Origin of the sequence: Streptomyces endophyticus (assembly GCF_035798155.1) — a bacterium.
In the GTDB taxonomy this organism is placed as follows: domain Bacteria; phylum Actinomycetota; class Actinomycetes; order Streptomycetales; family Streptomycetaceae; genus Streptomyces; species Streptomyces endophyticus.
The window spans coordinates 142,056-166,857 of record NZ_JAOZYC010000207.1 but is presented as its reverse complement, the minus strand read 5'-3'; the positions used below and the strand labels follow the sequence as shown (position 1 = coordinate 166,857).

The window sequence follows — 24,802 nt, the reverse complement described above, 5'->3', positions numbered from 1 at the left end:
CCCGCCGCCCGGTCCCTAACGTCAACAGGCATGACGGATATGACGATCGAGGCCCGAGGGCTGTGCAAGCGGTACGGGGCCACCACGGCCGTGGACAGGCTCAGCTTCACCGTCGAGGCGGGGCGGGTGACCGGGTTCGTCGGGCCCAACGGAGCCGGGAAGTCGACGACGCTGCGGATGATGCTCGGCCTCGACCGGCCCGACAGCGGCGCCGCGCTGATCGGCGGGCGGGACTACACGCGGCTCGCCGACCCGCTGTCCACCGTCGGCGCCCTGCTCGACTGCGAGGCGCTGCACCCGGGCCGCCGGGCCCGCGACCATCTGCTGTGGCTCGCCCACTACAACGGGCTGCCGAGCCGCCGCGTCGACCTCGTCCTGGACCAGGTCGGCCTCGCCTCCGCCGCGAAGAAGCGCGCGGGCGGCTTCTCCCTCGGGATGCGCCAGCGGCTCGGCATCGCGGCCGCACTGCTCGGCGACCCGCCCGTGCTGATCCTCGACGAGCCGGTCAACGGGCTCGACCCCGAGGGCATCCAGTGGATCAGGGGCTTCCTCAAGTCCCTTGCCGCACAAGGGCGTACGGTCCTCGTCTCCTCGCACCTGATGAGCGAGCTGCAGGACACCGCGGACCACGTCATCGTGATCGGCCGGGGGCGGCTGCTCGCCGACACCGACGTCACGGCGCTGCTCGACGAGGCGTCCGGCGAGCGTGTCGCCCTGCGCACCAGCAGGCGCGCCGAGGCCCTGGCGGTCCTCTCGGGCGCCGACGCCACCGTCGCCGTGACCGGGCCCGACTCGCTCACCGTCACCGGTCTCGCCGCCGAGGAGGTCGTCGCCCGCCTCGGCGCGCACGGCATCCCGTTCTCCGAACTGTCCAGGCACCGGGCCACGTTGGAGGAGGCGTACATGGAACTCACCGGCCCGGCAACGGAGTTCGCCGCTCAGGAGGCGTCGCCATGAGGTCGCCGATGGTCCGTGCCGTGCGCGCGGAGTGGACCAAGCTGCGCAGCGTCCGCAGCACCCCGCTCGCCCTGATCGCACTGCTCGCGCTCAGCCTGCTGCTGACCGTCGCGTCGGCGAACGGGAGCGTGTTCAGCTACGGCGGCCCGAAGCAGTACGACAGCTCGACCTTCGTGCACCGGCCGGCCGCGGGCGACGGCACCTTCACCGTGCGCGTCGCCGCGCAGAAGAACAGCGCCGGCTGGGCGAAGGCGGGACTGCTCCTGAAGGACGGCACCGCGAGCGGATCCTCGTACGCCGCCTTGATGGTGACGCCGGAGCACGGCGTGCGGATGATGGCCGACGGGAAGCACGAACTGACCGGCTCCGGCGGCGCGGACGCCCCGCGCTGGCTGCGGCTCGTACGGGCCGGGGACCGGGTCACCGGCTACGAGTCCGCCGACGGCCGGGCCTGGCACAAGGTCGGCACGCTGACCGTCGCCGGGCTGCCGGACGCCGCCGAGGCGGGCCTCTTCGTCACGTCGCCGATGGACGGCAAGGAGGAGCGCAGCGGCCCGGGCGATCTGCGCATGCACCCCGTGGCCACCCTCGGCAGGGCCGTCTTCGACCACGTCTCCCTCCCCGCGCGGGCCGACGGGGGCTGGCGCCAGACGGACATCCAACAGGCAATGAAGAAGGGCGAGATGGCCGACCCCGTCGCCGCCCCGAAGCCCTTCCGCGAGCACGACGGCACCTTCACGATCACCGGCAGCGGTGACCTGGGAGGCCTCGGCATGGGCGGCGTCGGACAACTCGGCGGACAGCCCGACCTGGTCAAGATGGCCCTCGACGACGGCATCCAGATCGCGACCATCGCGGTGATCGCCCTGGGCGTCCTGTTCATCACGTCCGAGTACAAGACCGGAACGGTGCGCACCACGTTCACCGCGAGTCCGCGGCGCGGCCGGGTGCTCGCCGCGAAGGCGCTCGTCCTCGGTGCGACGGTCTTCGTCGTGGGCCTGGTCGCGAGCGTGGCGGAGTTCCTCGTCGCCCGCCCCGCCCTGCGCGACAACGGCTTCGCCCCGCCGCTCTTCCCGGAGCTCTCCCTCACCGACCCGGCCACGATGCGGGCGATCGTCGGCAGCGCGGCGTTCCTCGCCCTGGCCGCCGTGCTGAGCCTGGGGGCCGGGGCGCTGCTGCGGCGCGCCGTGCCGGCCGTGGTCCTGATGATCGTCACGTTCGTGGTGCTGCCGATCGTCGCGCAGACCACGTCCATCGGGTTCAGCGACTTCGTCGGCCGGGCCACGCCGACGGCCGGCCTCGCGGTCCAGCAGACCCGCCGGCTCCTCGACACCGTCATCACACCGTGGGCGGGCTTCGCAGTGCTGTGCCTGTACGTGGCCGTGGTGCTCGGGGCGGCGCGGTGGCGGCTGAGCGGGCGGGACGTATGACGGCGAAGGGAACCCGGCGGGCGATCCACGGGGAATGGACCAAACTCCGTACCGTTCCCGGGCAGTTGTGGACGGTGGTGTCGCTGACCGGGGCGATGGTCGGGTTCACCGCGCTGATCGCGGCGAGCGCCGGGGAGGGCCAGTCGGGGGTCCTCGGGCCGGCCGCGCTGTCCCTGTCCGGGGTGTACCTGGCGCAGACGGCGGCCGCGCTCGTGGCGATCGCCGTGGTCTCGTGCGAGTACCCGCGCATGATCCGTACGACCCTCGCGGCGAACCCGCGGCGCACCACGGTGTTCCTGGCGAAGGCGGCGGTGACCGCGGCGGTGGTCCTGGCCGCCGCGCTCCCCGCGGCCCTCGGCTCCCTGGCCGCGGGCCGCACCGTCCTGTCGGGCCGGTCAGGATTCTCCCAACTCCCGCTGTCCTCCGCCTCGTTGTGGCGAGCGGCGCTCGGCACGGTCGTCTATCTGCTGCTGGTCGCGCTGCTGAGCGTGGGGGTGGCGCTGGTGGTGCGGCACGCGGCGGCGGCCGCCGGGGCGGTGATGGCGCTGCTGTACGGGCCGTACCTCGCCACCCTGATCATCACGATGCCGGAGCACGTGCTGCACCGGGTCCAGAAGTTCTCGCCGATGACGGCGGGCCTCGCCGTCCAGACGACGACCGGAACCGGTACGGCCCCGCTCGCCCCCTGGACGGGCATCGCCGTCCTCGCCGCCTACGCGGGCGGGGCGCTGGTGGTGGGGTGGGGGGTGCTGCGGGTGCGGGACGCGTGACGTGACACCAGCGCGAAGGGCCCGGAACCGGGGAATCGGTTACGGGCCCTTCGTGCGGTCTTCGTTACGCGTCCGGTGCGCCGCCGAAGCGCTCCTTGTAGGACTCCAGGTCCTCGTCCGTGATCTTCGCGAAGAGGACAGGGGGCACGGTGAACGGGGTGCCGGCCGGGACCGTGGTCAGCGACGTGGCCTCCTCGGCGGTGACCCAGGCGGCGTCGTCGCCGGGCAGGTCGAACGCGGCGCGCATGGCGGCGGCCGACGCCGGGATGAAGGGCTCGGAGACCACCGCGTAGAGGCGGATGAGGTTCATCGCGGTGCGCAGCGTGAGGGCCGCGGCGTCCTTGTCGGTCTTGATCTCCAGCCAGGGTGCCTTCTCCTCCAGGTAGGAGTTGCCCGCGGACCACAGGGCGCGCAGCGCCGCCGCGGCCTTGCGGAACTGGAGGGCCTCCATCTGGGTCTCGTACTCGGCGAGGAGTTCGGCGATCTGCTCGCCGAGCTTCGTCTCGGTCTCGCCCGGTGCGCCGCCCGCGGGGACGTCGTCGCCGAAGCGCTTGCGGGAGAAGGACAGCACGCGGTTGACGAAGTTGCCGAGGGTGTCGGCCAGGTCCTTGTTCACCGTCGCGGTGAAGTGCTCCCACGTGAAGGAGGAGTCGTCGGACTCGGGGGCGTTCGCGATGAGGAAGTAGCGCCAGTAGTCGGCCGGGAGGATCTCCAGGGCCTGGTCGGTGAAGACACCGCGCTTCTGCGAGGTGGAGAACTTGCCGCCGTAGTACGTCAGCCAGTTGAAGGCCTTGAGGTAGTCGACCTTCTTCCACGGCTCGCGGATGCCCATCTCGGTGGCCGGGAACATGACGCTGTGGAACGGGACGTTGTCCTTCGCCATGAACTCCGTGTACCGGACGTCGGAGGCGCCGGCCGGCTCGTACCACCACGACTTCCAGTCGCGCGTCTCACCGTCGGGAGCCTGGTCCGCCCACTCCTTCGTCGCGCCGATGTACTCGATCGGGGCGTCGAACCATACGTAGAAGACCTTGCCGTCGGCCGCCAGCTCGGGCCACGTGTCCGCCGGGACCGGGACGCCCCAGTCCAGGTCACGCGTGATGGCGCGGTCGTTCAGGCCCTCGGTCAGCCACTTGCGGGCGATGGAGGAGGCGAGCTGCGGCCACTCGTCGGCGACCTCGTCGATCCACGCCTCGACCTCGACCTGCAGCTTCGACTGGAGCAGGAAGAGATGCTTGGTCTCGCGGACCTCGAGCTCGGTGGAGCCGGAGATCGCGGAGCGCGGGTTGATCAGGTCGGTGGGGTCGAGCACGCGCGTGCAGTTCTCGCACTGGTCGCCGCGGGCCTTGTCGTAGCCGCAGTGCGGGCAGGTGCCCTCGACGTAACGGTCGGGCAGGAAGCGGCCGTCGGCGGGCGAGTACACCTGCCGGATGGCGCGCTCCTCGATGAACCCGTTCTCGTTCAGCTTGCGGGCGAAGTGCTGGGTGATCTCCGCGTTCTGCTCCGAGGAGCTGCGGCCGAAGTGGTCGAAGGCGAGACCGAACCCGTCGTAGACCGCCTTCTGCGCGTCGTGCGCCTGCGCGCAGAACTCGGCGACCGGGATGCCGCGCTCCTTGGCCGCCAGCTCGGCGGGCGTGCCGTGCTCGTCCGTCGCGCAGATGTACAGCACGTCGTGGCCGCGCAGGCGCAGGTAGCGGGAGTACACGTCGGCCGGGAGCATGGACCCCACCATGTTGCCCAGGTGCTTGATCCCGTTGATGTACGGAAGGGCGCTGGTGATGAGGTGTCGAGCCATCGGGGGCTGCTCCCGGGTTGTGACGTGGGTGGAATCTAGAAAGCGTAGCCGACATGGGGCGGCCGCCCGCGCGGTGTGTTACTGCGCGGACGGCCATGGGGTTCGGGGCCCTGCTGAGCGGGGTTGTGGGCGGGGGTGCGGGTCCTACGGGCGCCAGGCCTCCAGGAGGCCCTTGTAGAGCTCGGCGTCCGTGAGTTCCAGCGGGGTCTCGCCCGCGTGGAAGACCGCGGCGTTCTCCGCCTTCAGCTTGCGGAGGTAGTCGAAGTTCTTCGAGTCCGGGTCGCCGAACGTCACGAACTGGAAGAAGAGCGGGTGCTCGGCCGCCTGTGCGAGGGCCTCGTTCGCCGGGCGCTGGACGTCCGGGGGGCCGTCCGTCTGGAAGATCACCAGGGCCGGGGCCTTGGGGTCGTCCGACTTCTCGTGGTGCGCCACGATCTCCTCGATCGCGCGGTGGTAGCTGGTGCGGCCCATCCGGCCCGCCTCCGCGTGCCACGCGTCGACCTTGCCCTCGTACGCGTCCAGGGTGAGGTCGCCGGAGGCGTCGATGTCCGTCGAGAAGATCACCGTGTGGACGGTGGGGGTCTCGCGGTGGTCGAGGTGGGCGGCGAGCGCGACGGTCTGCTCCGCGAGGGCGGTGGTCGAGCCGTTCTTGTAGTACGAGCGCATGGAGCCGGAGCGGTCCAGGACGAGGTAGACCGTGGCGCGGGTGCCGGTGAGGCCCTTCTTCTTCAGTGCCGTGCCGGCGGCGGAGTGGGCTGCCGCGAGGCCGGGGGCGCGGGTCTTGACCTTGGCGGAAGTGTGGGCGGGTTTGCCGGGCTTGGCGTCTTCGGTTTCTTCGGCCTGAGCCGTGGTGTTTGCCGCGACGGGGTCGACCTTTTCGGTCTTGTCGGCCTGCGCCGGGGTCTTTACCGGGGCGGGGTCGACGTCTTCGGTCTTGTCGGGCTGAGCCGGGGTCTTTACCGGGGCGGGGTCGACCTTTTCGGTCTCTTCGGCCTGCGACGGGGTCTTCGCCGCGACGGGGTCGACCTCCTCGGTCTCTTCGGGCTGCGCCGGGGTGGGTTCCTCCACCGCGACGGGGTCGGCCCCCTTGTCCTCTTCAGCCTGCGCCGGGGGCTGTGCCCACCCGTCCCGCCCTGCGGGACGATTGCCCACAGCGGGGGCGGCAGCCGCGTCCTCGGCGTCGTCGTTGGCCTTGGCCACAGCGGGGGCCGGGTCTTCGGCGGCGGCCTTGGTTTCGTCCTCGGCGTTGTCCTTGTTCTTGTCCTCGGCCTCGGTCTTGGGCTCAGCCGGAGCCTCCGCCTCGACCTTCTCCTCGGCCGGAGCCGGTGCCTCAGCCGCAACCTCAGTCTTGGGCTCCGCCTTCTCCTCGGTCGCAGCCGGCGCCGCAGCTTCCGCCTCGACCTCCGCCTCGATCTCCGGCTCGGCCGGCTCAGCCGCAACCTCGGTCTTCGGCTCGGCCGGTGACTCCGGTGTCAGGCGTTCGCCGCCCACCGGGCTCGACGGCTTCGGGACCGAGATGTTGTCGAAAGCCGCTGAGACCAGCTCGTCGGCCTCGCCCTTGGACGGAGCCGGGACCGTTGGTGCCTGGTCCGGAGCGGCAGCGGCAGGCGCTGGGTCCGACGTGGCAGCGGTCTCGTCTTTCTTGCGTGACCGCCCGAACGTGTTCCGTAGCAGATCCAGAATGCCCATGTGCGCAACCTTCCGCATGAGTTGTCCCCGACGTCCCTGGAACCCCTGGCCAGGGCGGACACGTAAGGTTAGCCGCCGCGGGCCGTGATCTTGGGCAGGGTCGGGCCGTTCGACCGAGCGGACAACTGCCGCCCTTTCTGTGTGGATTCAGTCGATCACGCCCGACTCCGTGAGCCGTGTCCGATACGCCGGTGACTGGTGTGCCGACTCCCAATAGGCCTCTCGAAGGGCCGGCAGCACCGCGTCCAGAACGGGCGCGGAGCGGGCCGCGAGGAGGAGGCGGACGGCCACCGGGTCGCCCTCCAGGGGGCGGATCGCCATGTCGGGGCGGGCGAGGGACGTCGGTTGGCAGAGCGTCACCACCTCGCCGGTCGCGACGAGGTTGGACGCGGTCAGGTAATCACCGTGCAGGACGCGAGGGTTGAGGCCCGCCGAGCGGAACGCGCGGAGCAGGCCGTCCCATTCGCCGTCCACCGTCGGGTCGATCATCCAGCGGTCCTCCGCCAGGTCCGTCAGGCGCACGACCGGGCTGCCCGCCGCCGGGTGGTCCGCCGGCAGGGAGACGTACTGGGGTTCGCGGGCAAGGAGAACCTTGCAGGTCAGGGCCTCCGGGATGCGCAGAGGGCTGCCCTCCACCTCGTGGACGAAGGCCACGTCGAGGCCGCCCTCGGCCACCAGGCGGAGCAGCGCGTGCGCCGAGACGTCCATGCGCAGCGACGGCTCGTGCGGTGAGCTCGCGCGCAGGCGGCGCAGCCAGCCCGGTATCGCGCGGCTGGCCGTGGAGCCGATGCGCAGGCGGTCACCGGCCGCGTCCTGCGCCATCGCGCGGGTCTCGTCGACCAGTACGCGCAGGTCGTCCACCAGCGGGCGGGCCCGCGTGAGCAGGGTGCGGCCGAGCGGGGTCGGGCGGCAGCCGGTGCGTTCGCGGGTGAACAGGCGGCCGCCGAGGTGGTCCTCGATGCGGCGCAGCTGGGTGCTGAGGGCGGGCTGGGTCATGCCCAGGTGACGGGCCGCCTTGTGCAGGCTGCCGGTGTCCTCGATCGCGCACAGGACGCGCAGGTGCCGCACTTCCAGCTCCATGGGCGTTGAGCGTAGGCCGGTCCCGTACGCCGCACCAGAGTCAACTGTGTGGTGATAGCGCGGAGTTATCGCGCAGTGGCATCTTTCCCGTGCGTCCCGCCCGCCCCACACTCTCACGCATGGACATGACACCACCCCCCACGGTCATCCGTCTGCTCGCCTGTGCCTTCGGCGCCGGCCTCACCGTCACCGCCCTCGCCGCGAGCCCGGCGGTCGCCCACCAGGCGACCCCTGACCAGGCTTCCTCCCACCAGACGTCCGCGTCCTCGTACGCGCGGTACGCCGGTTCCGCCGAGGAGGCCGCCGCCAACAAGGCGTTCTTCCAGGCCGTCCTGAAGTCCGTCGCCGAGAAGCGGGCCGCCAACCCGGGCGCCGCGTCCGTCACCGTCTCGTACGACGCCTCACAAGCCCCCACCTTCCAGCAGCAGATAGCGAACAGCGCGTCGATCTGGAACTCGTCCGTGTCGAACGTGAAGCTCCAGGCCTCGTCCGGCGGCGGCGACTTCTCGTACCGCGAGGGCAACGACTCGCGCGGTTCGTACGCGTCGACGGACGGGCACGGCAGCGGCTTCGTCTTCCTGGACTACGCGCAGAACCAGCAGTACGACTCCACGCGCGTGACCACGCACGAGACGGGCCATGTGCTCGGCCTCCCCGATCACTACGAGGGGCCGTGCAGCGAGCTGATGTCGGGCGGCGGTCCCGGCCCCTCGTGCACCAACCCGAACCCGGACGCGAACGAGAAGGCCCAGGTGGAATCCCTGTGGGCCAACGGGTTCGCCAAGGCCCTGCACAAGGCGGAGGCCGAGCTGCGCTAGGGCGCCAGCCGGTCCGACGGTCGAGGCGCGCGGCCCGGCCCCACCTGCGACCTGACCGCAGCGGGCCGCCGTCTCTCGCACACACCGGGCCACCGTCCGACTCCCCTTGGGCGGTGGCCCGGTGCGGCGCGCGCGGGCTCTCAGCCGTGCAGCGTCAGGTCCACCAGGAGCGCCCGGTGGTCCGTGTCCGCGAGGTCGATGAAGCGGGCCTTGTCCGCCGAGAAGTCGTCGGTCACCAGTACGTGGTCGATCTGCGTGCCCAGCGGTCCCGGCGCCGTCGACGGCCAGCTCGGGGTGCGGGCGTGACCGGTGAGGCGGGCCGCGTCGTGCAGCGCCCCCGCGTCGAGGATCCGGCGGAACGCCGCGTGGTCCTGCGTCGCGTTGAAGTCCCCCGCCATGATCCCGGGCCCTTCGGTGGCCCGCGCCACGTCCGCGAGGCGGCCCAGTTCCGTCGTCCACACGCCCACCTGGTCGGGCAGCGGCGGCATGGGATGGGCGAGTTGCAGGCGCACCGCGTGACCGCGTACGTCCGCGACGGCGGCCGGCATGCCCATCGTCCCGGCCACCGTCGGCGCCGCCTTCAGCGGGAACCTGCTCAGGATCATCGAGCCCTCGGAGCCGTCCGCCGCCACGGCCCGCCGGTGCGGGTAGCGGGCGCGCAGCGACTCGCGGTCCAGCGCGTCCCGGCAGGGGCCGCCGCACTCCTCGACGAAGACGAGGTCGGGGCGGTGCCGGGTGACCGTGTCGATCAGCGCGTTGGTGCCACGGCTGAACTGGACGTTGGACGCGAGCACCCGGACGCCGGAGACGGGGGCACCGTCCGGCGAGCCGGCCGACCCGGACGGCCCGTACGGCTCCATGTACCAGGCGAGCGCGCCGAGCACGACGACGCCCCAGACCATTCCCGTACGCCAGCGCGACAGCAGCGCGAGGAGCAGGGCGGCGGCCGTGGGGGCGAGCAACCAGGGGAGGAACGCGAGGAGTTGGGGGACGGGTGTAGGGCCGTCACGGCCCGCGGCCCGGAAGGCGACGACCGCGCTGACGCCCGCGAGCAGCAGCGCCGCCGCCCACGCTCCCGTCCTGTTCACACGGTGGCGCCCGGCCTCCCGCGGTGCGTACCGCGGGACGCCGGGCGCGTCGTGCGTGATGTGCTGCTGCCCCTGGTCCAAGGCCCGGCCCCCGTCTCCGTACCGCTCCGTTCGGAGTTATTCAGGTTAGCCGGGTACCCGCCGGTCAGGCCGGTTTGGCGGCCCGGGGGTTGGGGGCGCGGCCGTGGTCCGTGGCGAGCGCCCAGATGACGAAGACGCCGATGCCGATGGAGATGACCGACCACACGGGCGCGTACGGCAGGAACAGGAAGTACTCGACGACGTAGAGCGCGCCGAAGCCGATGCCCGCGCCGCGTGCCCAGTCCTTGCCCTTGAGCACGCCCCAGCCGGTGACCGCGACGAGCGCGCCGATCACCAGGTGGATCCAGCCCCACGTGGTGAGGTCGAAGGCGTAGACGTAGTCGCCGATCCGGCTGTAGACGTCGTCCTTGGCGATGGCGGCGATCCCGTTGAGGACGCCGAGGCAGCCGCTGACCAGCATCAGGACGCCGGCGAACAGGGAGCCGCCGGCCGCCCAGTCGCCGCGCGGGCCCTCGCCGCGCGTGGGGTCAGGTTCGGGTGTGCGGTGGTCCTGGGACCAGGCGGTCGTCGGCTCGGTTTCCGGTGGTGTGTGCGTCATGCGAGCGCCTCCTCGTGTCATCGGAATGCTCGCGCCGGAGCAGGTCGGTGGCATTCCGGACGCGGCTGAACGGGTGTCTGCCGAGCCACACCGCGAGCGCCACCACCGCGCCCACGGCGACGAGCACCCACGACGCGGTGCGCAGCGGCGACGTCAGGGCGTCGTAGACCGAGGCGGTTGCCGCCTTGTTCGCGGCGTCGGAGATGTCGGAAAGCGTCAGCGCGCGGGCCAGCGGCAACGCGATGAGCAGCGCGGCCGCGCCCAGGGCGACACCGAGGGCCGTCCAGGCGAGCGCGCGACGGCGGCGGGCGGCGAGCGCGAGACCCGCGGCGGCGCACACCACGGCGGCCAACGGCAGCCACAGGCCCGCGAGTTGGAGCGTGTGGAAGCCCTTGCGCAGCGTGGCCAGGTCGCCGGCGGACAGCAGGGTGACCTCGGTGTGGGCGACCGGGATCCGCTCGGCGAACGGCACGCCGTCCGCCTCCAACTGCTGCTTGACCTGCCGGGTGACGGGGGCCAGGTCGAGTGTGACGGGCCCCGTGGTGCCCTCGTCGAGGGCCTGCTGCACGGCGTCGTGGGCGGCGCGGTTCGCGGTGTTCCAGGCGCCGCGGAAGGCGTCGGTGTCCGTGAACGAGACGACCGCGTCGTGCAGATAGTCCTCGACGACCGACTCGAGCGCGCCCATGTCGAGGTTCTTCATGACCTCGGTGGTCACCGCGTCGGCCACCGCGTTCTGTACGTCCGGGTCGCCGGCCAGCGGCGCCATCGTGGACACGTACCGGTCGCTGTCGCCGATCCCGTACTTCGCCCAGGTGGAGAGCGTGCCGAGCGGAACGAGCAGGCAGGCGAGGACGAGCAGCACCGTGGAGAGGGGGGCCAGCGCTTTTCGGGTCACCGTCCCAGGCAAGTCCCCGCCCGCGCGAGGCGCGAGCGGGGTACGTGCATACGGACTACCTGCTCAGCCCCTACTTGCGGTTGTAGAGGCGCATCGTGACGGGCCCGAACACGGCGATCAGCAGCGCCGCCCAGCCCAGGGACCACAGCACCGCGCTCGTCGGCCAGTCGCCTTCCATCAGGCCGCGCACGGCGGACGCGACGTGGGTGACGGGGTTGTTGTTGACGAAGGCCTGCAGCCAGCCCGGCATGGTCTCGGGCTTCACGAAGATGTCGCTGAGGAACGTCAGCGGGAAGATCACCATCATGCTGACGCCCATCACCGACTTCTCGGTGCGCAGCAACAGCCCGAACATCGTCCAGATCCACGAGAACGCGAAGGAAAAGACGAGCAGGACCACGATGGCCGCGAGGACGCCGAGGACCCCGCCGTCCGGCCGGAACCCCATGATCAGGCCGACCACGAGCATCACGACGGACGCGATCGTGTAGCGCAGGGCGTCGCCGAGGAGGTACCCGACCATGACGGCGGGGCGCCAGATCGGCAGCGTACGGAAGCGGTCGAAGACGCCCTTCTCGATGTCGGTGTTGACCGAGACGCCCGTGTACATCGTGATCATCACGACCGACATGACGAGGATGCCGGGCAGCAGGTACTGGATGTACTCGCTCGGGGAACCGGCCAGGGCGCCGCCGAACAGGTACGTGTACATCAGCACCATCATGACCGGGAACGCCGTGACGTCGAAGAGCTGCTCCGGCACGTGCTTGATCTTCAGGATCGCGCGCCAGCCGAACGTGAGCGAAGCGGACAGGGCGCTGGGCCGGGGCGGGCGCTCCTTGGCGATGAGCAGCTCGGCGAGGGATTCGGCGCTGACCGGGGCGAGGTCCTGCGCGTCGGTACCGGCGGTGGTGGCGGTGGTCATGCCGTCGCCTCCTCGGACGTCTGGTCCCGTACGGGACGCTGGTCCTGTACGGGCTGGTCGGTGAGGGCCAGGAACACCTCGTCGAGGCTGGGCTGGCCGAGGGCGAAGGTGTCCACGGTGATGCGGGCGGCGGCCAGTTCGGCCAGCGCGCGGGAGGCCTGCTCGGCGGCGCCCCGGCCGTTGGAGGCGCCGCCGACGCGGGCGGTGAGCGCCACGGGGTCGGGCTCCAGGACCACCTGGGCGTCGAGCACGGTGTTCAACAGCCGTTCGGCGTCCGGGCGTTGGTGCGCGTCGCGCAGGCGTACGTGGACGGAGCCGGAGCCGACCGACGACTTCAGCTCGCCCTTGGTGCCCTCGGCGATCACGCGGCCCTTGTCGATGACGGCGATCCGGGACGCCAGCTGGTCGGCCTCGTCGAGGTACTGCGTGGTCAGGAGGACCGTCGTGCCCTGCGCGACGACCGCGCGGACGATCTCCCACACCTGGTTGCGGCTGCGCGGGTCGAGCCCCGTGGTCGGCTCGTCCAGGAACAGCAGGTCGGGGGTGTTGAGGATGGAAGCGGCGATGTCGATACGGCGCCGCATGCCGCCCGAATAGTTCTTCACCTGGCGGCCTGATGCCTCCAACAGGCCGAAGGCGTCGAGGAGTTGGTCGGCCCTGGCGGCGGCCGGCTTCTTGCCGTGGCCGGTCAGGCGGGCGAGCAGCACGAGGTTCTCGTGGCCCGTCAGGTCCTCGTCGACCGACGCGTACTGCCCGGTGAGGCTGACGCGGGAACGCACGGCGTCGGCCTCGCGCACCACGTCGTGGCCGAAGACGTGGGCCTCGCCCGCGTCGGGCCGCAGCAGCGTGGCGAGCATCTTCACGGCGGTGGTCTTGCCCGCGCCGTTCGGTCCGAGCACGCCGTAGACCGTGCCGGCCGGGACGGTCAGGTCGACGCCGTCGACGGCGCGGTTGTCGCCGAAGGTCTTGACGAGGCCCGCGGTCTCGATGGCCAGGCCGGTCGTGGTGGCGGTGGTGCTCATGTCGGGTGCCCCTCTCGGTCACGTCACAGAGGAAGACCGGCCCCGCCACGGGAACTCATCGGCCGGCCGGCGGGCCGCGGGGGCTCCGGTGGAGCACTGGGCCGAACGGGTGTTTCCTGGACGTGGGGATGTGGAGAGCCAGAAGGACCCTGGGGCTCACCTAGGAGGCCGATCATGCGCCGAACCACTCCGGCCCTGGCTGCCGCCGGGCTTCTGGCGGGCGGACTGCTCGCCGTGACCGCCGCGGCACCGGCCAGTGCGAACAGCGGAGACGTCGTCTGGGGGACGGTCGTCTCCCGGTCCGATCTCAACCTGCGTTCGGGGCCGAGCACCTCGGCGTCCGTCGTGTACCGGCTCGCGCCGGGCAGCCAGGACCGCGTCGAGTGCGCCACCGACGGCTCGTCCGTGCACGGCACCTCGACCTGGTACTGGTTCACGGGCGCCCGTGGCTGGGCCAGCGCCGCGTACGTCGACACCGGTGGCCGTGGCGTGCCGAGCTGTACGTCCCGGGCGCCCTCCGACGGGCCGCGGCACGATCACGACCACGGCCCGAGCGGCTGGTACTACCGGGAGACCGAGTCCCGGGAGTTCGGCGTCTGGTACTAGAACGTACGTTCTATACGGCTAGCCGGGTATCCAGCTATACGGGCGCGTACTCACTCGCCGAGTAGTACCGGTAGTACGTGCCCACGAACGTGGACGCCCCGATGACCAGGCCGAGCATGATCGACCAGAGGATCGCGGGATCCGAGAGGCTGTGCAGGAAGCCGATCGCGATGCCGGCGAACGCGCCCCAGGCGGAGGCCCGCGCGAGGAAGTGCCGGCCCGCCTGCTGCTTCGACCAGTGATGGATGCCGAAGCAGAGCGCCGCCACGATGATGCCCGTGACGAAGCCGAGCGCGATGTTGGCTCCGGTGACCTCGCCGCCGAAGCGGTCGATGCTCGCCGCCCAGAAGCCGTACGCGATGCCGGTCACGACGGGAATGACGACGGCCGCGCTCGTCGGGGAGAGTGCCACGCCACCGGGCTTACGCCCCGGTGCGGGTGCCGCATGCTGAGCCATGACGGGCTCCTTTCTGCCAGACCCCCTCGCCTTCCATTGACCTCTCGTGGCACGCCCTTCGCAACATGCGCGCGGTGGCACACCGTGTTTCGCTGAGCCCATGAACATCCTGCTCCTGGGCGCCACCGGCATGGTCGGCAGCCGCATCGCCGCCGAGGCCCTGGGCCGTGGCCACAATGTGACCGCCGTCAGCCGCTCGGGCGACGTGCCCGTCGCCGGTGTCACGCCGGCCGCGGCGGACGTCTCCGACGTGCAGCGGCTGGCGGAACTCGCGGGCGGGCACGACGCCGTGGCCTCCGCCCTCGCGCCGCCCCGCGACGGCTCCGACCCGGTCAAGCCGTTCCTGTCGCTCAATCAGGCGCTGGTCGCCGGGGTGCGCGGGGCCGGGGTCGCGCGGCTCGTGGTGGTCGGCGGGGCGGGCAGCCTGGAGGTCGCGCCCGGCGAGGCGCTCGTGGACCAGCCGGGCTTCCCCGACGCGTACCGCGGCGAGGCGCTCGCGCACCGGGACGTGCTCGCGTTTCTGCGCACGGTCGACGACCTGGACTGGACGTACATCTCGCCGGCCGCGGAGATCGGCCCGGGGGAGCGCACCGAGGAGTTCCGGATCGGCGGCGACCGGCTGATGATGGACGCGGACGGCGAGAGCCGGATCAGCGCGGAGGACTACGCGCTGGCCTTCGTCGACGAGATCGAGCGCGACGCGCACTCCAGGAAGCGCATGTCGGTGGCGTACTGAGCCACGGCACCCCGAACGGCGGTGTCGGCCGTGTCCGCGGGCTCCTTCGGCCGGTACGCGTACAGCTCGGCGTCCGCCTCGTTCACGTACGGCGCGCGCTGCGCCGTCCTGCGGATCACGGTGATCGCGGCGTCGTCGCTCGGCGGGCCGTACCGGTGCTCGCGCAGGTCCTCCGCGAGGAGGCGCAGCAGCGCCTCGGGCGACTCCTGCGCGCCGCGCGAGGACAGCAGGCGCGGCAGCCGCTCGCGCACGGGGTAGAAGGTGCCGTCCTCGTCGCGGCACTCGGTCACGCCGTCGGTGAAGAGGATCAGCGTGTCCCCGACCCCGAAGGGCAGCCGGGCCATGCCGGGCGCCGCGGCGCCCAGCGTCCCCATGCCGAGGGGGAGTCCGGCCGGGAGGTCGGGGGTGTGCACGCGGCCGTCCGCGGTGACGACCAGCGGCGGCTCGTGCCCGAAGTTGACGACGTCGAGGTACTCGGGGGCCGTCGGCGGGAAGTGCAGCAGCAGCCCGGTGGAGAACGCGTCCGTGAGGCCCTCGTCGTTGGTGATCCGGGTCCAGGCGCTGTAGCGCTGCATGGCGATCTCCAGGCGCCGCGCCACCTCCTCGATCCGCTCCTCGTGGTACGCCGCCTCCCGGAACGCGCCGAGCAGCCACGCCGAGGCGGACACCGCGGGCAGACCCTTGCCGCTGACGTCGCCGAGCACCGCGCGCACCCCGTACGGCGAGGGCTGGAAGTCGTACCAGTCGCCGCCGACCCGGGCCGCGCGCGCGGCGGGCTGGTAGAAGTCGGCGATGCGCAGGTCCTCGAAGCGCTCGGGCAGGCCGCGCATCACCGCGCGCTGGGTGGCCTCGGCGATGTCCGTGAGGGCCTGGACGCGGGCCCGCTGCTCCTCCCTGCGGCGCGCGATCAGCACGCCGAGGAGGCCACCGGTGCCGATCATCAGCGGCCCGAGCACGGCCCAGCTCCCGCTGGTCGGCAGCGGCGCCACGGCCTGGAGTCCGACGTAGACGCAGATCAGCAGCCCGGTGACGACGGCGGTGACGGTCACGGGCGCGAGCAGCGCCACCATGATCGGCACGAGGCCGAGCAGGGCGCGGGCCCGGAAGTCGGCGGGCGTCGCCACGTCGAGGGTGGTGATGATCAGCGCCATCACCGCGACGAGCAGCACCACGGCACGCCAGCCGCCCGTGGGGCGGGAGTCGGAAGGGCCCGCGCCACGGATCGAGGAGTAGAAGCCGCTCGAGCCACGAGATGTCATCACGTATGAGAATGCGGGGCATTCGTCGCGAAGAGTAGGGACGAAAGTCCGTACGCCGCTGAGATCCGGGTCTCAGTGCACGGGGACGGTCACGAAGCGTGAGGTCACGTGCAGGTCCGCCGCGATGAGCTCCGCGGTGTCCCGCAGCGCCTCGGCCCACGCGTCGTCGTCCCCGCGTCCCTGGTGGGCGGTGACGTCGAGCGCGGACACGGGCAGGCCCGACCGGTCCCGCACCGGCACGGCGACCGACCGCAGCCCGGCCTCGGGCCCGTCGGCCACGGCAAGCTCCCCACCGTCCCGCAGCAGCAGCCCGGCGGCCGTGTCCTTCGCGGGCAGCCGGGAGCCGACGCCGATGTCGACGCTCATGACCCGGCGCGGCGTCACCCGCGCGGTGCACCGCACCCGGTCGCCGTCCGGCACGGACAGGCCGACGGATTCGCCGAGCCGCTTCGACAGGGCCGTCAGGTGCGGTGCGGCGATGCGGGGGAGCGTGGTGCGCGACAGGGGCGCGCAGCCGAGGGCGAGGACGCGGGGGGTGAGCCTGTACGTGTGGTCTTCGCGGGTGACGTAGCCGAGGTGTTCGTAGGTGATGAGGGCGCGGCGGGCCGTCGCACGGGCCAGGCCCGTGCGGGCGGCGACCTGGGTGAGGGTCAGTTCGGGGTGGGCGGCGTCGAAGGCCGTGAGCACGGTGAGGCCTCTGGCGAGCGATTGGATTGTTGCGGGAGCTTCCCCCTCGGTCGCGGGGCTCTGCCCCGGACCCCGCTGCTCAATCGCCGCAGGGGCTTGATTTGCCAGCACCGTTTCCATCGCTCGTACGGACTTGTCCAAGGACTCCCGTACCGCCCCCGGAAGCTCCTCCGCCGTATGCCGGCTCGTGTGGCTCACCACGCTCACCGCGCACACCACCGAACCGTCGGGGCCCCGCACGGGAACCGCCACCGCGACCAGGCCCGGCTCCACCAGTTGGTCGTCGACCGCGACGGAAAGGCCGTCCCGGAACACCAGCCCCGGCGCGCACCCGTCGCCCCGGAGGGAATCGCCCACCCGGAAGCTGATGGACAGGGCGCGCCTGCGCAGCACTTGGTGGACGAAGCGGATGTCGTCGCCGTCGGGGACCGCGAGGGAGACGGATTCGTCGAGCTCGTCGGCCAGCTCGTCGGCGAGCGGGCCGAGGAGACCCGGCACCCGCAGCGCGTCCAGGCAGGCGTTGGCGACGGTCATCAGGGGCGGGGCGAGCGAGGCGTCGCGCCCGTCGAGGCGTACGAAGCCCAGGTGGGAGAGGGTCGCGCAGATCCGGTCGACCGTGGAGCGGGCCAGGCCCGTGGCGCGGGCGAGTTCGGCGAGGGCGAGCGTGCCGTCCGCGCCCCCGGCGTGCTCGGCGTCCGTGAGGCGCCGCAGCACGTCGAGGCCGCGCATCAGCGGGGCGACGGCCTCGGCGGGCGGCTGCGGGGTCAGGGGCGGGGTCGGCACGGTCGGTACTTCGAGCACGGGGCCACGGTAAGCGACCACGGGGACCGCATCGACGACACGGCCGACTATCGGCCGAGCAGTTCGATGATCCGGTCGAGGGTGGCCGGGGCCAGATGCCGGCGCAGCGCCTCGACCACATCGTCCGGGGTGCCCCGGCTGTCGATCTTGATTACGCCGTAATCGCGGCCGCGCTTCTCCTTGCGGGCGGCCGGGACGGTCGCGGCCTCGTCCGGCTCGCCGGGAAGCATCTGCTCGTCCTTCGGGAGGCGGGCGATGCGGCGGGCGTCCTCGATGGAGACGCGGCCGTCGGCGAGCGCCTCCTGGAGGTCGTCGCGCAGCTTCATCAGTGACAGGCGCTGCGAGATGAAGCCCTGCGTCTTGCCGATCCGGGCGGCGACCTGGCGCTGCGAGTAGCCGTAGGAGGTGATCAGGCCCTGGATGGCCTGGGCCTGCTCCAGTTCCGTGAGGTCGTCGCGCTGCACGTTCTCGATCAGCGCGTCCTCGTCGGAACGCGTCGCATCGTCCCTGACCAGGACCGGAACCTCGTCGAGGCCCGCCATCCTGGCCGCCGCGAGCCGCCGGTGGCCGTGCAGGACGACGTACGGGGCCTTGCCCACGGCCTCCTTGTGGTGCGGGTGCGCCGCGAGGAAGACGGCGGCGGAGACGACGCCGAGGGCCTGGAGGACGCCGCGCTCGCGCACCGTCTCGGCGAGCCCGTCGAGGTCGCGCAGCTCGTGGCGCGGGTTGTCCGGGTTCTCGGTGAGGTCGCCGATCGGGACGGTGAGCGGCTTGGTGTCGGGGCGTCTGCGCTGGGCGGGCGCCGCGGCCTGCTCCTCGGCGGTCCCCTTCTCGGAGGACAGGAGCGAGGACAGGTCGGTACGGCGCCCCATCAGATGTTCACCTTCTTCTTCGTGGCCTTGGCGGTCCTGGCCGTCTTGGCGGCAGCGCTGGTCTTGGCGGCTGTGCTGGTCTTCGTGGCAGCGCTGGTCTCCGCGGCCGTGGCGGTCTTCGCGGCGGGCTTCGTACGGGAGGTCTTCTTGCTCCGGGTCGGGGCCGGGATCGCGGCGAGGCCCACTTCCAGGGCGAGCCGGAAGAAGTCCTCGCGGGCCTGCATCGCGACCTTGTTGGCGCCGTACTGCGTGACGACGAGGCCGTCCGCGCTGGCCCGCGTGTGCAGCTTGTAGTGGCGTACGACGGTGCGCGCGAGCGGCCAGTCCTGCGCCTCGACGAACTTGCGGGTCTGTGCCAGGTCGGCCTTGCCGTCGCGCGGGTCCCAGTTGTTGATGACCACGCGGAAGGGCAGTCCGCGCGGCTTCACGACGCGCTCCACCGTGCGCTGCGTGGGCTGGAAGCCGAGCGGCTCCGGCTCGATGGGGACGATGACGTCGGTGGCGTTGGAGAGCACCGCGCGCAGGGCGTCCGCCGCCGCGCCCTTGCCGAGGGGGTCGTCGCCGTCGTCGTCGGCGAGGTCGAGCCAGCCCGGGGTGTCGACGAAGACGTGCTCGGCGGACGGGATCCGGGAGAGCGCGGCGAGCCCCGAGAGGTCGTCGTGGGCCTGCACGAAGTCGAAGGGGAGGCCGTCGCCGACCCGCTCCGACCACCACACGGCCGAGCCCTGCGGGTCGATGGAGACGGCGACGACGGGCGGCCGCTCGGCGTCGGGGGCGCCCGCGCCGAGCACGTCGGCGGTGACGGCGGCGAGGTTCACGGCGAGCGTGGACTTACCCACGCCGCCTTTCTGATTGAGGATCACGTGTACGTGTGCCACGAAAACTCCCTAACTCCATGAACCGGAACATCCGGCGCATTTGGGGCGGTTGTTCGTGGTCACTCTGGCAGCGTGGGCGCCGCGGGGCGGGGTGTACACGCCGGGGAGCGCAGGCCGCGCAGCAGCAGGGGCGTCGCGAGCAGCAGCACTCCGGCGAGCGCGAGCGCCCCGCGCGTCCCGATCAGCGCGGCGAAGGCACCCCACACCAGCGTCAGCGCGGCGGTGACGGCCCGCTGGGTGACGGTCCAGGCGGACAGCACGCGGGCCACCCGGTCGTCGTCCGTGAGCCGCAGCCGCTCGGCCGCCATGACCGGGTTGAAGACGGCGCAGCAGGTGATGAGGCCGAACTCCACGAAGACCACCACGAGCATCCCCGCGACGCCGGGCCCCACGAACGCGAGCCCGATCGGCCAGCACGCCCGGGCCGTCCCGCTCACGAGGAGCACCCGCCGCTCTCCGTACCGCCGCACCAGCGGCCCGGTGAGCCGGGAGCCGGCGAGCCCGCCCAGGCACGGGACCCCGAAGACCAGGCCGTACTGCCAGGGGGTCAGCCCCAGGTCGTCGAGGAGCAGCACCGCCATGAGCGGGGCGCCCACCATGATCAGGGCGTTCACCAGGCTGTTGTTGAGGAACAGGGCGCGAAGCCGCGGCTGCCGCCACAAGTGGCGCCAGCCCTCGGCGATGTCGGCGGCGTTGAAGGCCTTGAACCGGCCGCCGGTCGTGCCGCTCGCGGGTTTCGGCTCGGGGGCCCGGATGGCGCGTACGCCCACCGCCGACAGGACGTAGCTCACCGCGTCCAGGAGGACCGTCGTCAGCGGCCCGAAGGCGCCGATCAGCGCGCCGCCGAGCGGCGGTCCGACGGCCGTGGCGGTCCACTGCGTCGACTCGAACCGGGCATTGGCCGCCAGCAGCCCCGCGTCCGGGACGAGCGCCTTGAGGTGGGCGCCGCTCGCCGCCCGGAACACGATGTCGGCGGCGGCCACGACCACGGAGACCAGGACGAGCTGGGTGAAGGTGAGCGCGTCGAGGACGTACGCGAGGGGCAGCGTGAGCAGGGCCGCGCAGCGCACCAGGTCCGAGAGGACCATCGCGGGCCGCTTGCGCCGGAACTCGATCCACGGCCCGAGCGGCACCGCGAGCAGCGCGCCGACCGCGAGCCCGGCCGCCGCCAGGAACGACACCTGCGCGGCGCCGCTGTGCAGCACCAGCACGGCGATCAGCTGGAACGCGTCGAGCGCGAGCCAGGAACCGGCGGTGCTCACCGCGAAGGCGGCCCACAGCCACCCGAAATCCCGCCCGAGCCGCATGTCCCGCCCTCCCGCCCGCCGTGCTGACCAGGCGATACAAGCGGCCGGTGGCATGCCACGGCAAACAACCGACACCCGCATCCGTACAACCAATGGTTGTATAGGTGTCGTGCACCCCGTGGACCTCCAGAACGTACGCACCTTCGTCGCCGTCGCCGACGAGGGGCAGATCCAGATCGCCGCCGCCGAGCTCGGCATCACCCAGCAGGCCGCCTCCAAGCGCGTCGCCGCCCTGGAGCGGGAGCTCGGCGTGCGCCTGTTCACGCGGACACCGCGTGGGGCCCGGCTCACCCTCGACGGCGGGACCTTCCTGCCGCACGCCCGGGAGCTGCTCGCGGCGGCGGAGCGGGCCGCCGACTCCGTACGGGGCGGGCGGCGGCCCCTGCGCATCGATGTGCTCGGCGCCAACGTGATCACCAACGGGGTCGTGCAGGACTTCCACCAGGCCCACCCGCACCTCCCGCTCGACGTCGTCGCCCTCGGCCACGGCGGGCGGGCCGCGCTCGCGTCCGTACGGGAAGGGGGCGTGGACGCCGCGTTCTGGACGCGCGCCGTGCCCGAGGACGGGCTGCCGCACGAGGTGCGCAGCGCCCGCGTCATCGACGAGCCGGCCATCCTCGTCACCGGCGCGGCGCACCCCCTGGCGGACCGGGCCGAGGTCACGCCCGCCGAGCTGGCCGGGCACCGGATCTGGATGCCCGGCATGGTCAAGGGCAGCGAATGGGCCGCGTACTACGAGGAGTTGGAGCGCGCCTTCGGCCTCACCATCGACGTGGGCGGCACCACCTTCGGCGGCGGCCACCTGCTGCGGACGGTCGCGGCGGCGGACGACGTGGCCACCATCATGGGCACCCGCACGCCCCTCACACGCCCCGCCGACATCGAGCTCCGGTTCATCCCCGTACGCCGTCCGACGCCGCTCTACCCGCTGTCGCTGCTGTGGCGGGCCGACAACCGGCACCCCGGACTCGCGGCGCTCCTGACGTATCTGACGGACCGGTACGAGCGGCAGGAGGACGGCTCCGGCGACTTCTGGACGCCCGGGTGGGCGCGATGACGGTGGGGGTAGCCCACACGGCTGGCCACCACATGCGTGAGGCGGCGCGGGCCCGCAGGCTCGGACCATGCGTATCCGTACACCGCTCGTCGCCGCCACCGTCGCCAGCCTCCTGCTCCTGACCGCCTGCGGGGACGACAGCAAGCCCGACCCCATGCGGAAGGACCAGTGGGCCCTCGACGCGATGAAACTGCCGGCCGCCTGGGACACGTCGAAGGGCGACGACACGGTGATCGCCGTCGTCGACTCGGGCGTCGCCACCGACCACCCCGACCTCAAGGGCAGGATCGTCGACGGCTACGACTTCGTCGACGGCGACGACGATCCCAAGGACCTCAACGGCCATGGCACGCACGTCTCCGGCATCGCCGCCGCCCACACCGACAACGGCGTCGGTGTCGCGGGCGGCGCCCCCGGCGCCAAGATCATGCCGGTGCGGGTGCTCGGCGCGAACGGCTCCGGGTCCAACGGCAACATCACCAAGGGCATCGTCTGGGCCGCCGACCACGGCGCCGACGTCATCAACCTCTCCCTCGGCGAGGGCGTCCTGATGACGAAGCTGCTCCAGGGCGGCATCCTCAACCAGGCCATCCAGCACGCCCACGACAAGGGCGCGGTCGTCGTCGCCGCGGCCGGCAACGACGGCGCGGACACCCAGCCGTACAAGGTGCAGACACCGGTCCTCGTCGTCGGCGCCAGCACCGAGAAGGGCACCGCGGCGAGCTTCTCCAACTTCGGTGCGGAGCAGGCCGTTTCGGCGCCCGGTGAGGACATCCTCTCCACGCTGCCGACGTACACGACGAAGGAGACCCTGAAGGACACGTCCGGCTACGGGAAGCTCTCCGGTACGTCGATGGCCGCGCCCTACGTCTCCGCGCTCGCGGCGCTCCTGCACCACCAGGGGCTCGACCCCGACGAGATCATCTCCACGGTCCGGGGGACGGCCACCAACCCGAAGAAGAACGACAAGCTCGGCCTCGGCATCGTGGACGCGGAGGCGGCGGTGAAGAAGGCGGACAAGGACTCGTAATCAGTCGCTGTGGGCGCTCTCGTCCTGGCCGTTCCCGTTCCCGTTGCGTCTGCGGACCCGGCGCATCCGGAACACCGCGGCCAGGACGATGAGCCCGACGCCCGCCGCCACCACGGCGATCGCCCCGGACGACACCGACGTCACGTCGACCTCGAAGGTCATCTCCTCGCCCCACGGCCTGCCGTCGCTCGTCGTGTAGAGCTGGGCCGTCAGATGCGCCTTGCCGTTGGCCTTCGCGGTGACGTCGATCTGGGAGGTGTGGCTCGCCGAGCCCTCGGCCGACACGGAGATCTCGTCGTCGTTGACCCTGAGCCGCTCGGAGTCGCTGGACGTGACGCGCAGTTCGAGCCCGGAGACCTCCTGCTGGAGCGCGTTGTCGACCGTGACCGGGATCGAGGCGTCGCCCGACGTGACGGTGACGGTGGTCTTCGGCACCAGGCGCAGCGAGGTCACCGACGTCGACAGGAAGGCCGTCGTGCGTTCCTGGAAGGTCCGCTGCGCCGAGTCCTCCTCGACCCGCCAGGCGGTGGCCAGGGCGCGCGCCATCGCCGCGTGCACGGACTCCGTGGTGTCCTTCGGGTCGGCGAGCACCTTGCTGAGCGTCGCGAGCCGGTCCAGGTCGCCCGCGGCGTCGGTCAGCTGGTCCTTGCCGAGCTCGCTGTCGCGCAGCCGTGAGGGGTACGCGGACGGGGACCCGGCCCTTCCCTCCACCGGGTCGTCGTCGGCCGCGCGGAGGTCCTGGAGGTCGAGCCAGCCGTCCTCGGTGCCGGCGTCGATGGCGGAACCGAGCGCGTCCGCCGCCGTGCCCGACAGATTGCGGGGCGGTACGAGGACCGGGCGGGCGTTCGCCTTCAGGAGCGCGGCGACGTGCTCGACGGTGTCCTTGTCGGCGGTGTCGGGGCTCGCGGAGGCGCTCGGGCTCGGGGACGACGTGGAGTCGCCGGGCGAAGGTGAAGGCGAAGGCGACTGCGTCGCGGAGGGAGTGGGGGCGGGCGCCTGGTCCTTGATCCGGCCGAGCGCGGTCGTGAGGTCGGCCTCGTAGGGCAGCGCCGTCATCGCGTCGTCGCCGCTGCCCACGGTCACCGGGTCGGCGCCCGTGGGCGTGAGCCCCTGGCCCGAGGCGAGGACCCGCGTCACGCCCAGCTTGGCGCCGAGCGCGGTCACGTCGGAGTCGAGCGCGCCGTCGGCGGGCCAGCCGAGCCCGGCGTGGGTGCCGGTGCCGAGGATCCGGTCGACCCGCTTCTTCGCGTCGGCCGCGAGCCCGGACACGACCTCCGTGAGGTCGTCGGTGTCGGTGCCGGGGTGGTGGGCGAGCGAGGCGAGGTCCGTGTCGGCGTACGGGAGGAGCCAGACCTCGCGGCCCTTCACCGCCTCCCGCAGCGCGCTGAGCCAGGCGCGGGCCGCGCCCTGTCCCGTGCCCTCGGTGGTGTCCTGCGGGGAGGCGGAGTCGGCGTTCTTCGCGACGCGGTAGCCGGTGGACATCTCCTGCGCGGCGATCACCACGTCCGGGTCCAGCACCCAGCTGACGTCGCGGCCCTTGCCCGCGTCGACGACCTCGCGCAGCCGGCCGCCGGGCGCGAACAGGCCGGCGAGCGAGTCGTCGTCGAAGACGGGCTTCGCGTTCGACCCCGAGCCGAGGGCGGCCGCCGTCATGTGCGGGGTCGCGGTCACCGGCCAGACGACGGCGGCCTGTGCGGGGTCGTCCGCGGATGCCTCCGGCGTGGTGCCGGGGAGGGTTGTGGCCGCGATCGCCGCGGCGGTCACGACCCAGGCCCGTGCCGTCCCGTTTCCCGCCATGTCGTCCTGCCTCCCGGAGATGCCGATCGCTCTGAGGTAACACGGTGGCTGAGGTGGTAGGGGGGACCGGACGTGTACGCGGCGAGTCGCTCACGCCTCGGGGCTCCGCCCCGGACCCCGCTGCTCAATCGCCGCAGGGGCTTGAAGTGCTCAATCACCACAGGGCTTCGAATGTCCCGTCTGTGTCCCCCGATAGAGTGCGGCTT

Annotated in this window: 23 protein-coding genes; 8 read left to right on the top strand and 15 right to left on the bottom strand. The window is 72.3% G+C overall.

Annotated features, from left to right (window positions below):
* Positions 1 to 30 precede the first annotated feature (30 nt).
* Genes OKJ99_RS42370 through OKJ99_RS42360 form a run of 3 tightly spaced genes read left to right on the top strand, consistent with a single transcriptional unit; the run spans position 31 to position 3,157 of the window.
* A complete protein-coding gene (locus tag OKJ99_RS42370) occupies positions 31 to 957 on the top strand; it encodes an ABC transporter ATP-binding protein (protein WP_326023991.1) in 927 nt (308 codons plus the stop codon).
* A complete protein-coding gene (locus tag OKJ99_RS42365) occupies positions 954 to 2,387 on the top strand; it encodes a hypothetical protein (protein ID WP_326023990.1) in 1,434 nt (477 codons plus the stop codon). The genes OKJ99_RS42370 and OKJ99_RS42365 overlap by 4 nt, the downstream gene beginning before the upstream one ends.
* A complete protein-coding gene (locus tag OKJ99_RS42360) occupies positions 2,384 to 3,157 on the top strand; it encodes a hypothetical protein (protein WP_326023989.1) in 774 nt (257 codons plus the stop codon). Before OKJ99_RS42365 ends, OKJ99_RS42360 begins: the two co-directional genes overlap by 4 nt.
* A 64-nt stretch (positions 3,158 to 3,221) precedes the next feature.
* Here OKJ99_RS42360 and metG read toward each other — a convergent pair whose 3' ends face one another.
* From metG to OKJ99_RS42345, 3 genes are all read right to left on the bottom strand, one after another.
* The gene (gene metG, locus OKJ99_RS42355) at positions 3,222 to 4,952 is read right to left on the bottom strand and encodes a methionine--tRNA ligase (protein WP_326023988.1); all 1,731 of its coding nucleotides are present in this window, start codon (positions 4,950 to 4,952) and stop codon (positions 3,222 to 3,224) included.
* 144 nt (positions 4,953 to 5,096) lie between these two features.
* Positions 5,097 to 6,641 carry a VWA domain-containing protein gene (locus tag OKJ99_RS42350; protein ID WP_326023987.1) on the bottom strand — a complete coding sequence of 515 codons (1,545 nt, stop codon included), beginning with the start codon at positions 6,639 to 6,641 and terminating at the stop codon, positions 5,097 to 5,099.
* Between the two features lie 147 nt (positions 6,642 to 6,788).
* On the bottom strand, positions 6,789 to 7,721 hold the full coding sequence (locus OKJ99_RS42345) for a LysR family transcriptional regulator (protein WP_326023986.1): 933 nt from the start codon (positions 7,719 to 7,721) through the stop codon (positions 6,789 to 6,791).
* A 125-nt stretch (positions 7,722 to 7,846) separates the two neighbouring features.
* Between OKJ99_RS42345 and snpA the strand changes: the two genes are divergently transcribed.
* A complete protein-coding gene (gene snpA / locus OKJ99_RS42340) occupies positions 7,847 to 8,539 on the top strand; it encodes a snapalysin (protein ID WP_326024031.1) in 693 nt (230 codons plus the stop codon).
* A gap of 140 nt (positions 8,540 to 8,679) precedes the next feature.
* On the opposite strand, the gene OKJ99_RS42335 is transcribed toward snpA, so the two are convergent.
* The 5 genes from OKJ99_RS42335 to OKJ99_RS42315 all read right to left on the bottom strand — a co-directional run bounded on the left by OKJ99_RS42335 (position 8,680) and on the right by OKJ99_RS42315 (position 13,109).
* Complete coding sequence (locus OKJ99_RS42335) at positions 8,680 to 9,708, bottom strand: endonuclease/exonuclease/phosphatase family protein (RefSeq protein WP_407700878.1); 1,029 nt, start codon at positions 9,706 to 9,708, stop codon at positions 8,680 to 8,682.
* Positions 9,709 to 9,772: 64 nt separating this feature from the next.
* Positions 9,773 to 10,267, bottom strand: a complete 495-nt coding sequence (locus tag OKJ99_RS42330; protein WP_326023985.1) for a DUF7144 family membrane protein — start codon at positions 10,265 to 10,267, stop codon at positions 9,773 to 9,775.
* Positions 10,197 to 11,162: a hypothetical protein gene (locus tag OKJ99_RS42325; RefSeq protein ID WP_326023984.1), complete on the bottom strand. Its 966-nt coding sequence runs from the start codon at positions 11,160 to 11,162 to the stop codon at positions 10,197 to 10,199. The genes OKJ99_RS42330 and OKJ99_RS42325 overlap by 71 nt, the downstream gene beginning before the upstream one ends.
* A gap of 70 nt (positions 11,163 to 11,232) precedes the next feature.
* Entirely contained in the window at positions 11,233 to 12,087 is an 855-nt protein-coding gene (locus tag OKJ99_RS42320; protein ID WP_326023983.1) for an ABC transporter permease, read from the bottom strand.
* Positions 12,084 to 13,109, bottom strand: coding sequence for an ATP-binding cassette domain-containing protein (locus OKJ99_RS42315; protein ID WP_326023982.1), 1,026 nt, complete (start codon positions 13,107 to 13,109; stop codon positions 12,084 to 12,086). Before OKJ99_RS42315 ends, OKJ99_RS42320 begins: the two co-directional genes overlap by 4 nt.
* Positions 13,110 to 13,283: 174 nt before the next feature.
* Here OKJ99_RS42315 and OKJ99_RS42310 point away from each other — a divergent pair, with 174 nt between their 5' ends.
* Positions 13,284 to 13,715 (top strand): SH3 domain-containing protein, encoded by a 432-nt coding sequence (locus tag OKJ99_RS42310; RefSeq protein ID WP_326023981.1) that lies wholly within the window; start codon positions 13,284 to 13,286, stop codon positions 13,713 to 13,715.
* 34 nt (positions 13,716 to 13,749) lie between these two features.
* Here OKJ99_RS42310 and OKJ99_RS42305 read toward each other — a convergent pair whose 3' ends face one another.
* A complete protein-coding gene (locus OKJ99_RS42305) occupies positions 13,750 to 14,172 on the bottom strand; it encodes a hypothetical protein (RefSeq protein WP_326023980.1) in 423 nt (140 codons plus the stop codon).
* A gap of 100 nt (positions 14,173 to 14,272) precedes the next feature.
* Between OKJ99_RS42305 and OKJ99_RS42300 the strand changes: the two genes are divergently transcribed.
* The gene (locus OKJ99_RS42300) at positions 14,273 to 14,908 is read left to right on the top strand and encodes an NAD(P)-dependent oxidoreductase (RefSeq protein WP_326023979.1); all 636 of its coding nucleotides are present in this window, start codon (positions 14,273 to 14,275) and stop codon (positions 14,906 to 14,908) included.
* On the opposite strand, the gene OKJ99_RS42295 is transcribed toward OKJ99_RS42300, so the two are convergent.
* The 5 genes from OKJ99_RS42295 to OKJ99_RS42275 all read right to left on the bottom strand — a co-directional run bounded on the left by OKJ99_RS42295 (position 14,836) and on the right by OKJ99_RS42275 (position 20,712).
* Positions 14,836 to 16,167: a PP2C family protein-serine/threonine phosphatase gene (locus OKJ99_RS42295; RefSeq protein ID WP_326023978.1), complete on the bottom strand. Its 1,332-nt coding sequence runs from the start codon at positions 16,165 to 16,167 to the stop codon at positions 14,836 to 14,838. The two genes, OKJ99_RS42300 and OKJ99_RS42295, sit on opposite strands and share 73 nt — an antisense overlap.
* 72 nt (positions 16,168 to 16,239) lie before the next feature.
* The gene (locus OKJ99_RS42290; RefSeq protein WP_326023977.1) at positions 16,240 to 17,655 is read right to left on the bottom strand and encodes an IclR family transcriptional regulator domain-containing protein; all 1,416 of its coding nucleotides are present in this window, start codon (positions 17,653 to 17,655) and stop codon (positions 16,240 to 16,242) included.
* 47 nt (positions 17,656 to 17,702) lie between these two features.
* Positions 17,703 to 18,527: a ParB/RepB/Spo0J family partition protein gene (locus OKJ99_RS42285; protein WP_326023976.1), complete on the bottom strand. Its 825-nt coding sequence runs from the start codon at positions 18,525 to 18,527 to the stop codon at positions 17,703 to 17,705.
* The gene (locus tag OKJ99_RS42280; protein ID WP_326023975.1) at positions 18,527 to 19,405 is read right to left on the bottom strand and encodes a ParA family protein; all 879 of its coding nucleotides are present in this window, start codon (positions 19,403 to 19,405) and stop codon (positions 18,527 to 18,529) included. The genes OKJ99_RS42285 and OKJ99_RS42280 overlap by 1 nt, the downstream gene beginning before the upstream one ends.
* 59 nt (positions 19,406 to 19,464) lie before the next feature.
* A complete protein-coding gene (locus OKJ99_RS42275; protein WP_326023974.1) occupies positions 19,465 to 20,712 on the bottom strand; it encodes an MFS transporter in 1,248 nt (415 codons plus the stop codon).
* Positions 20,713 to 20,830: 118 nt separating this feature from the next.
* Between OKJ99_RS42275 and OKJ99_RS42270 the strand changes: the two genes are divergently transcribed.
* Positions 20,831 to 21,769 carry a LysR family transcriptional regulator gene (locus OKJ99_RS42270; RefSeq protein ID WP_326023973.1) on the top strand — a complete coding sequence of 313 codons (939 nt, stop codon included), beginning with the start codon at positions 20,831 to 20,833 and terminating at the stop codon, positions 21,767 to 21,769.
* A gap of 67 nt (positions 21,770 to 21,836) precedes the next feature.
* Entirely contained in the window at positions 21,837 to 22,799 is a 963-nt protein-coding gene (locus OKJ99_RS42265; protein ID WP_326023972.1) for a S8 family peptidase, read from the top strand.
* On the opposite strand, the gene OKJ99_RS42260 is transcribed toward OKJ99_RS42265, so the two are convergent.
* Entirely contained in the window at positions 22,800 to 24,596 is a 1,797-nt protein-coding gene (locus tag OKJ99_RS42260; protein ID WP_326023971.1) for a DUF6049 family protein, read from the bottom strand. It lies immediately after the preceding gene.
* Positions 24,597 to 24,802: the final 206 nt, after the last annotated feature.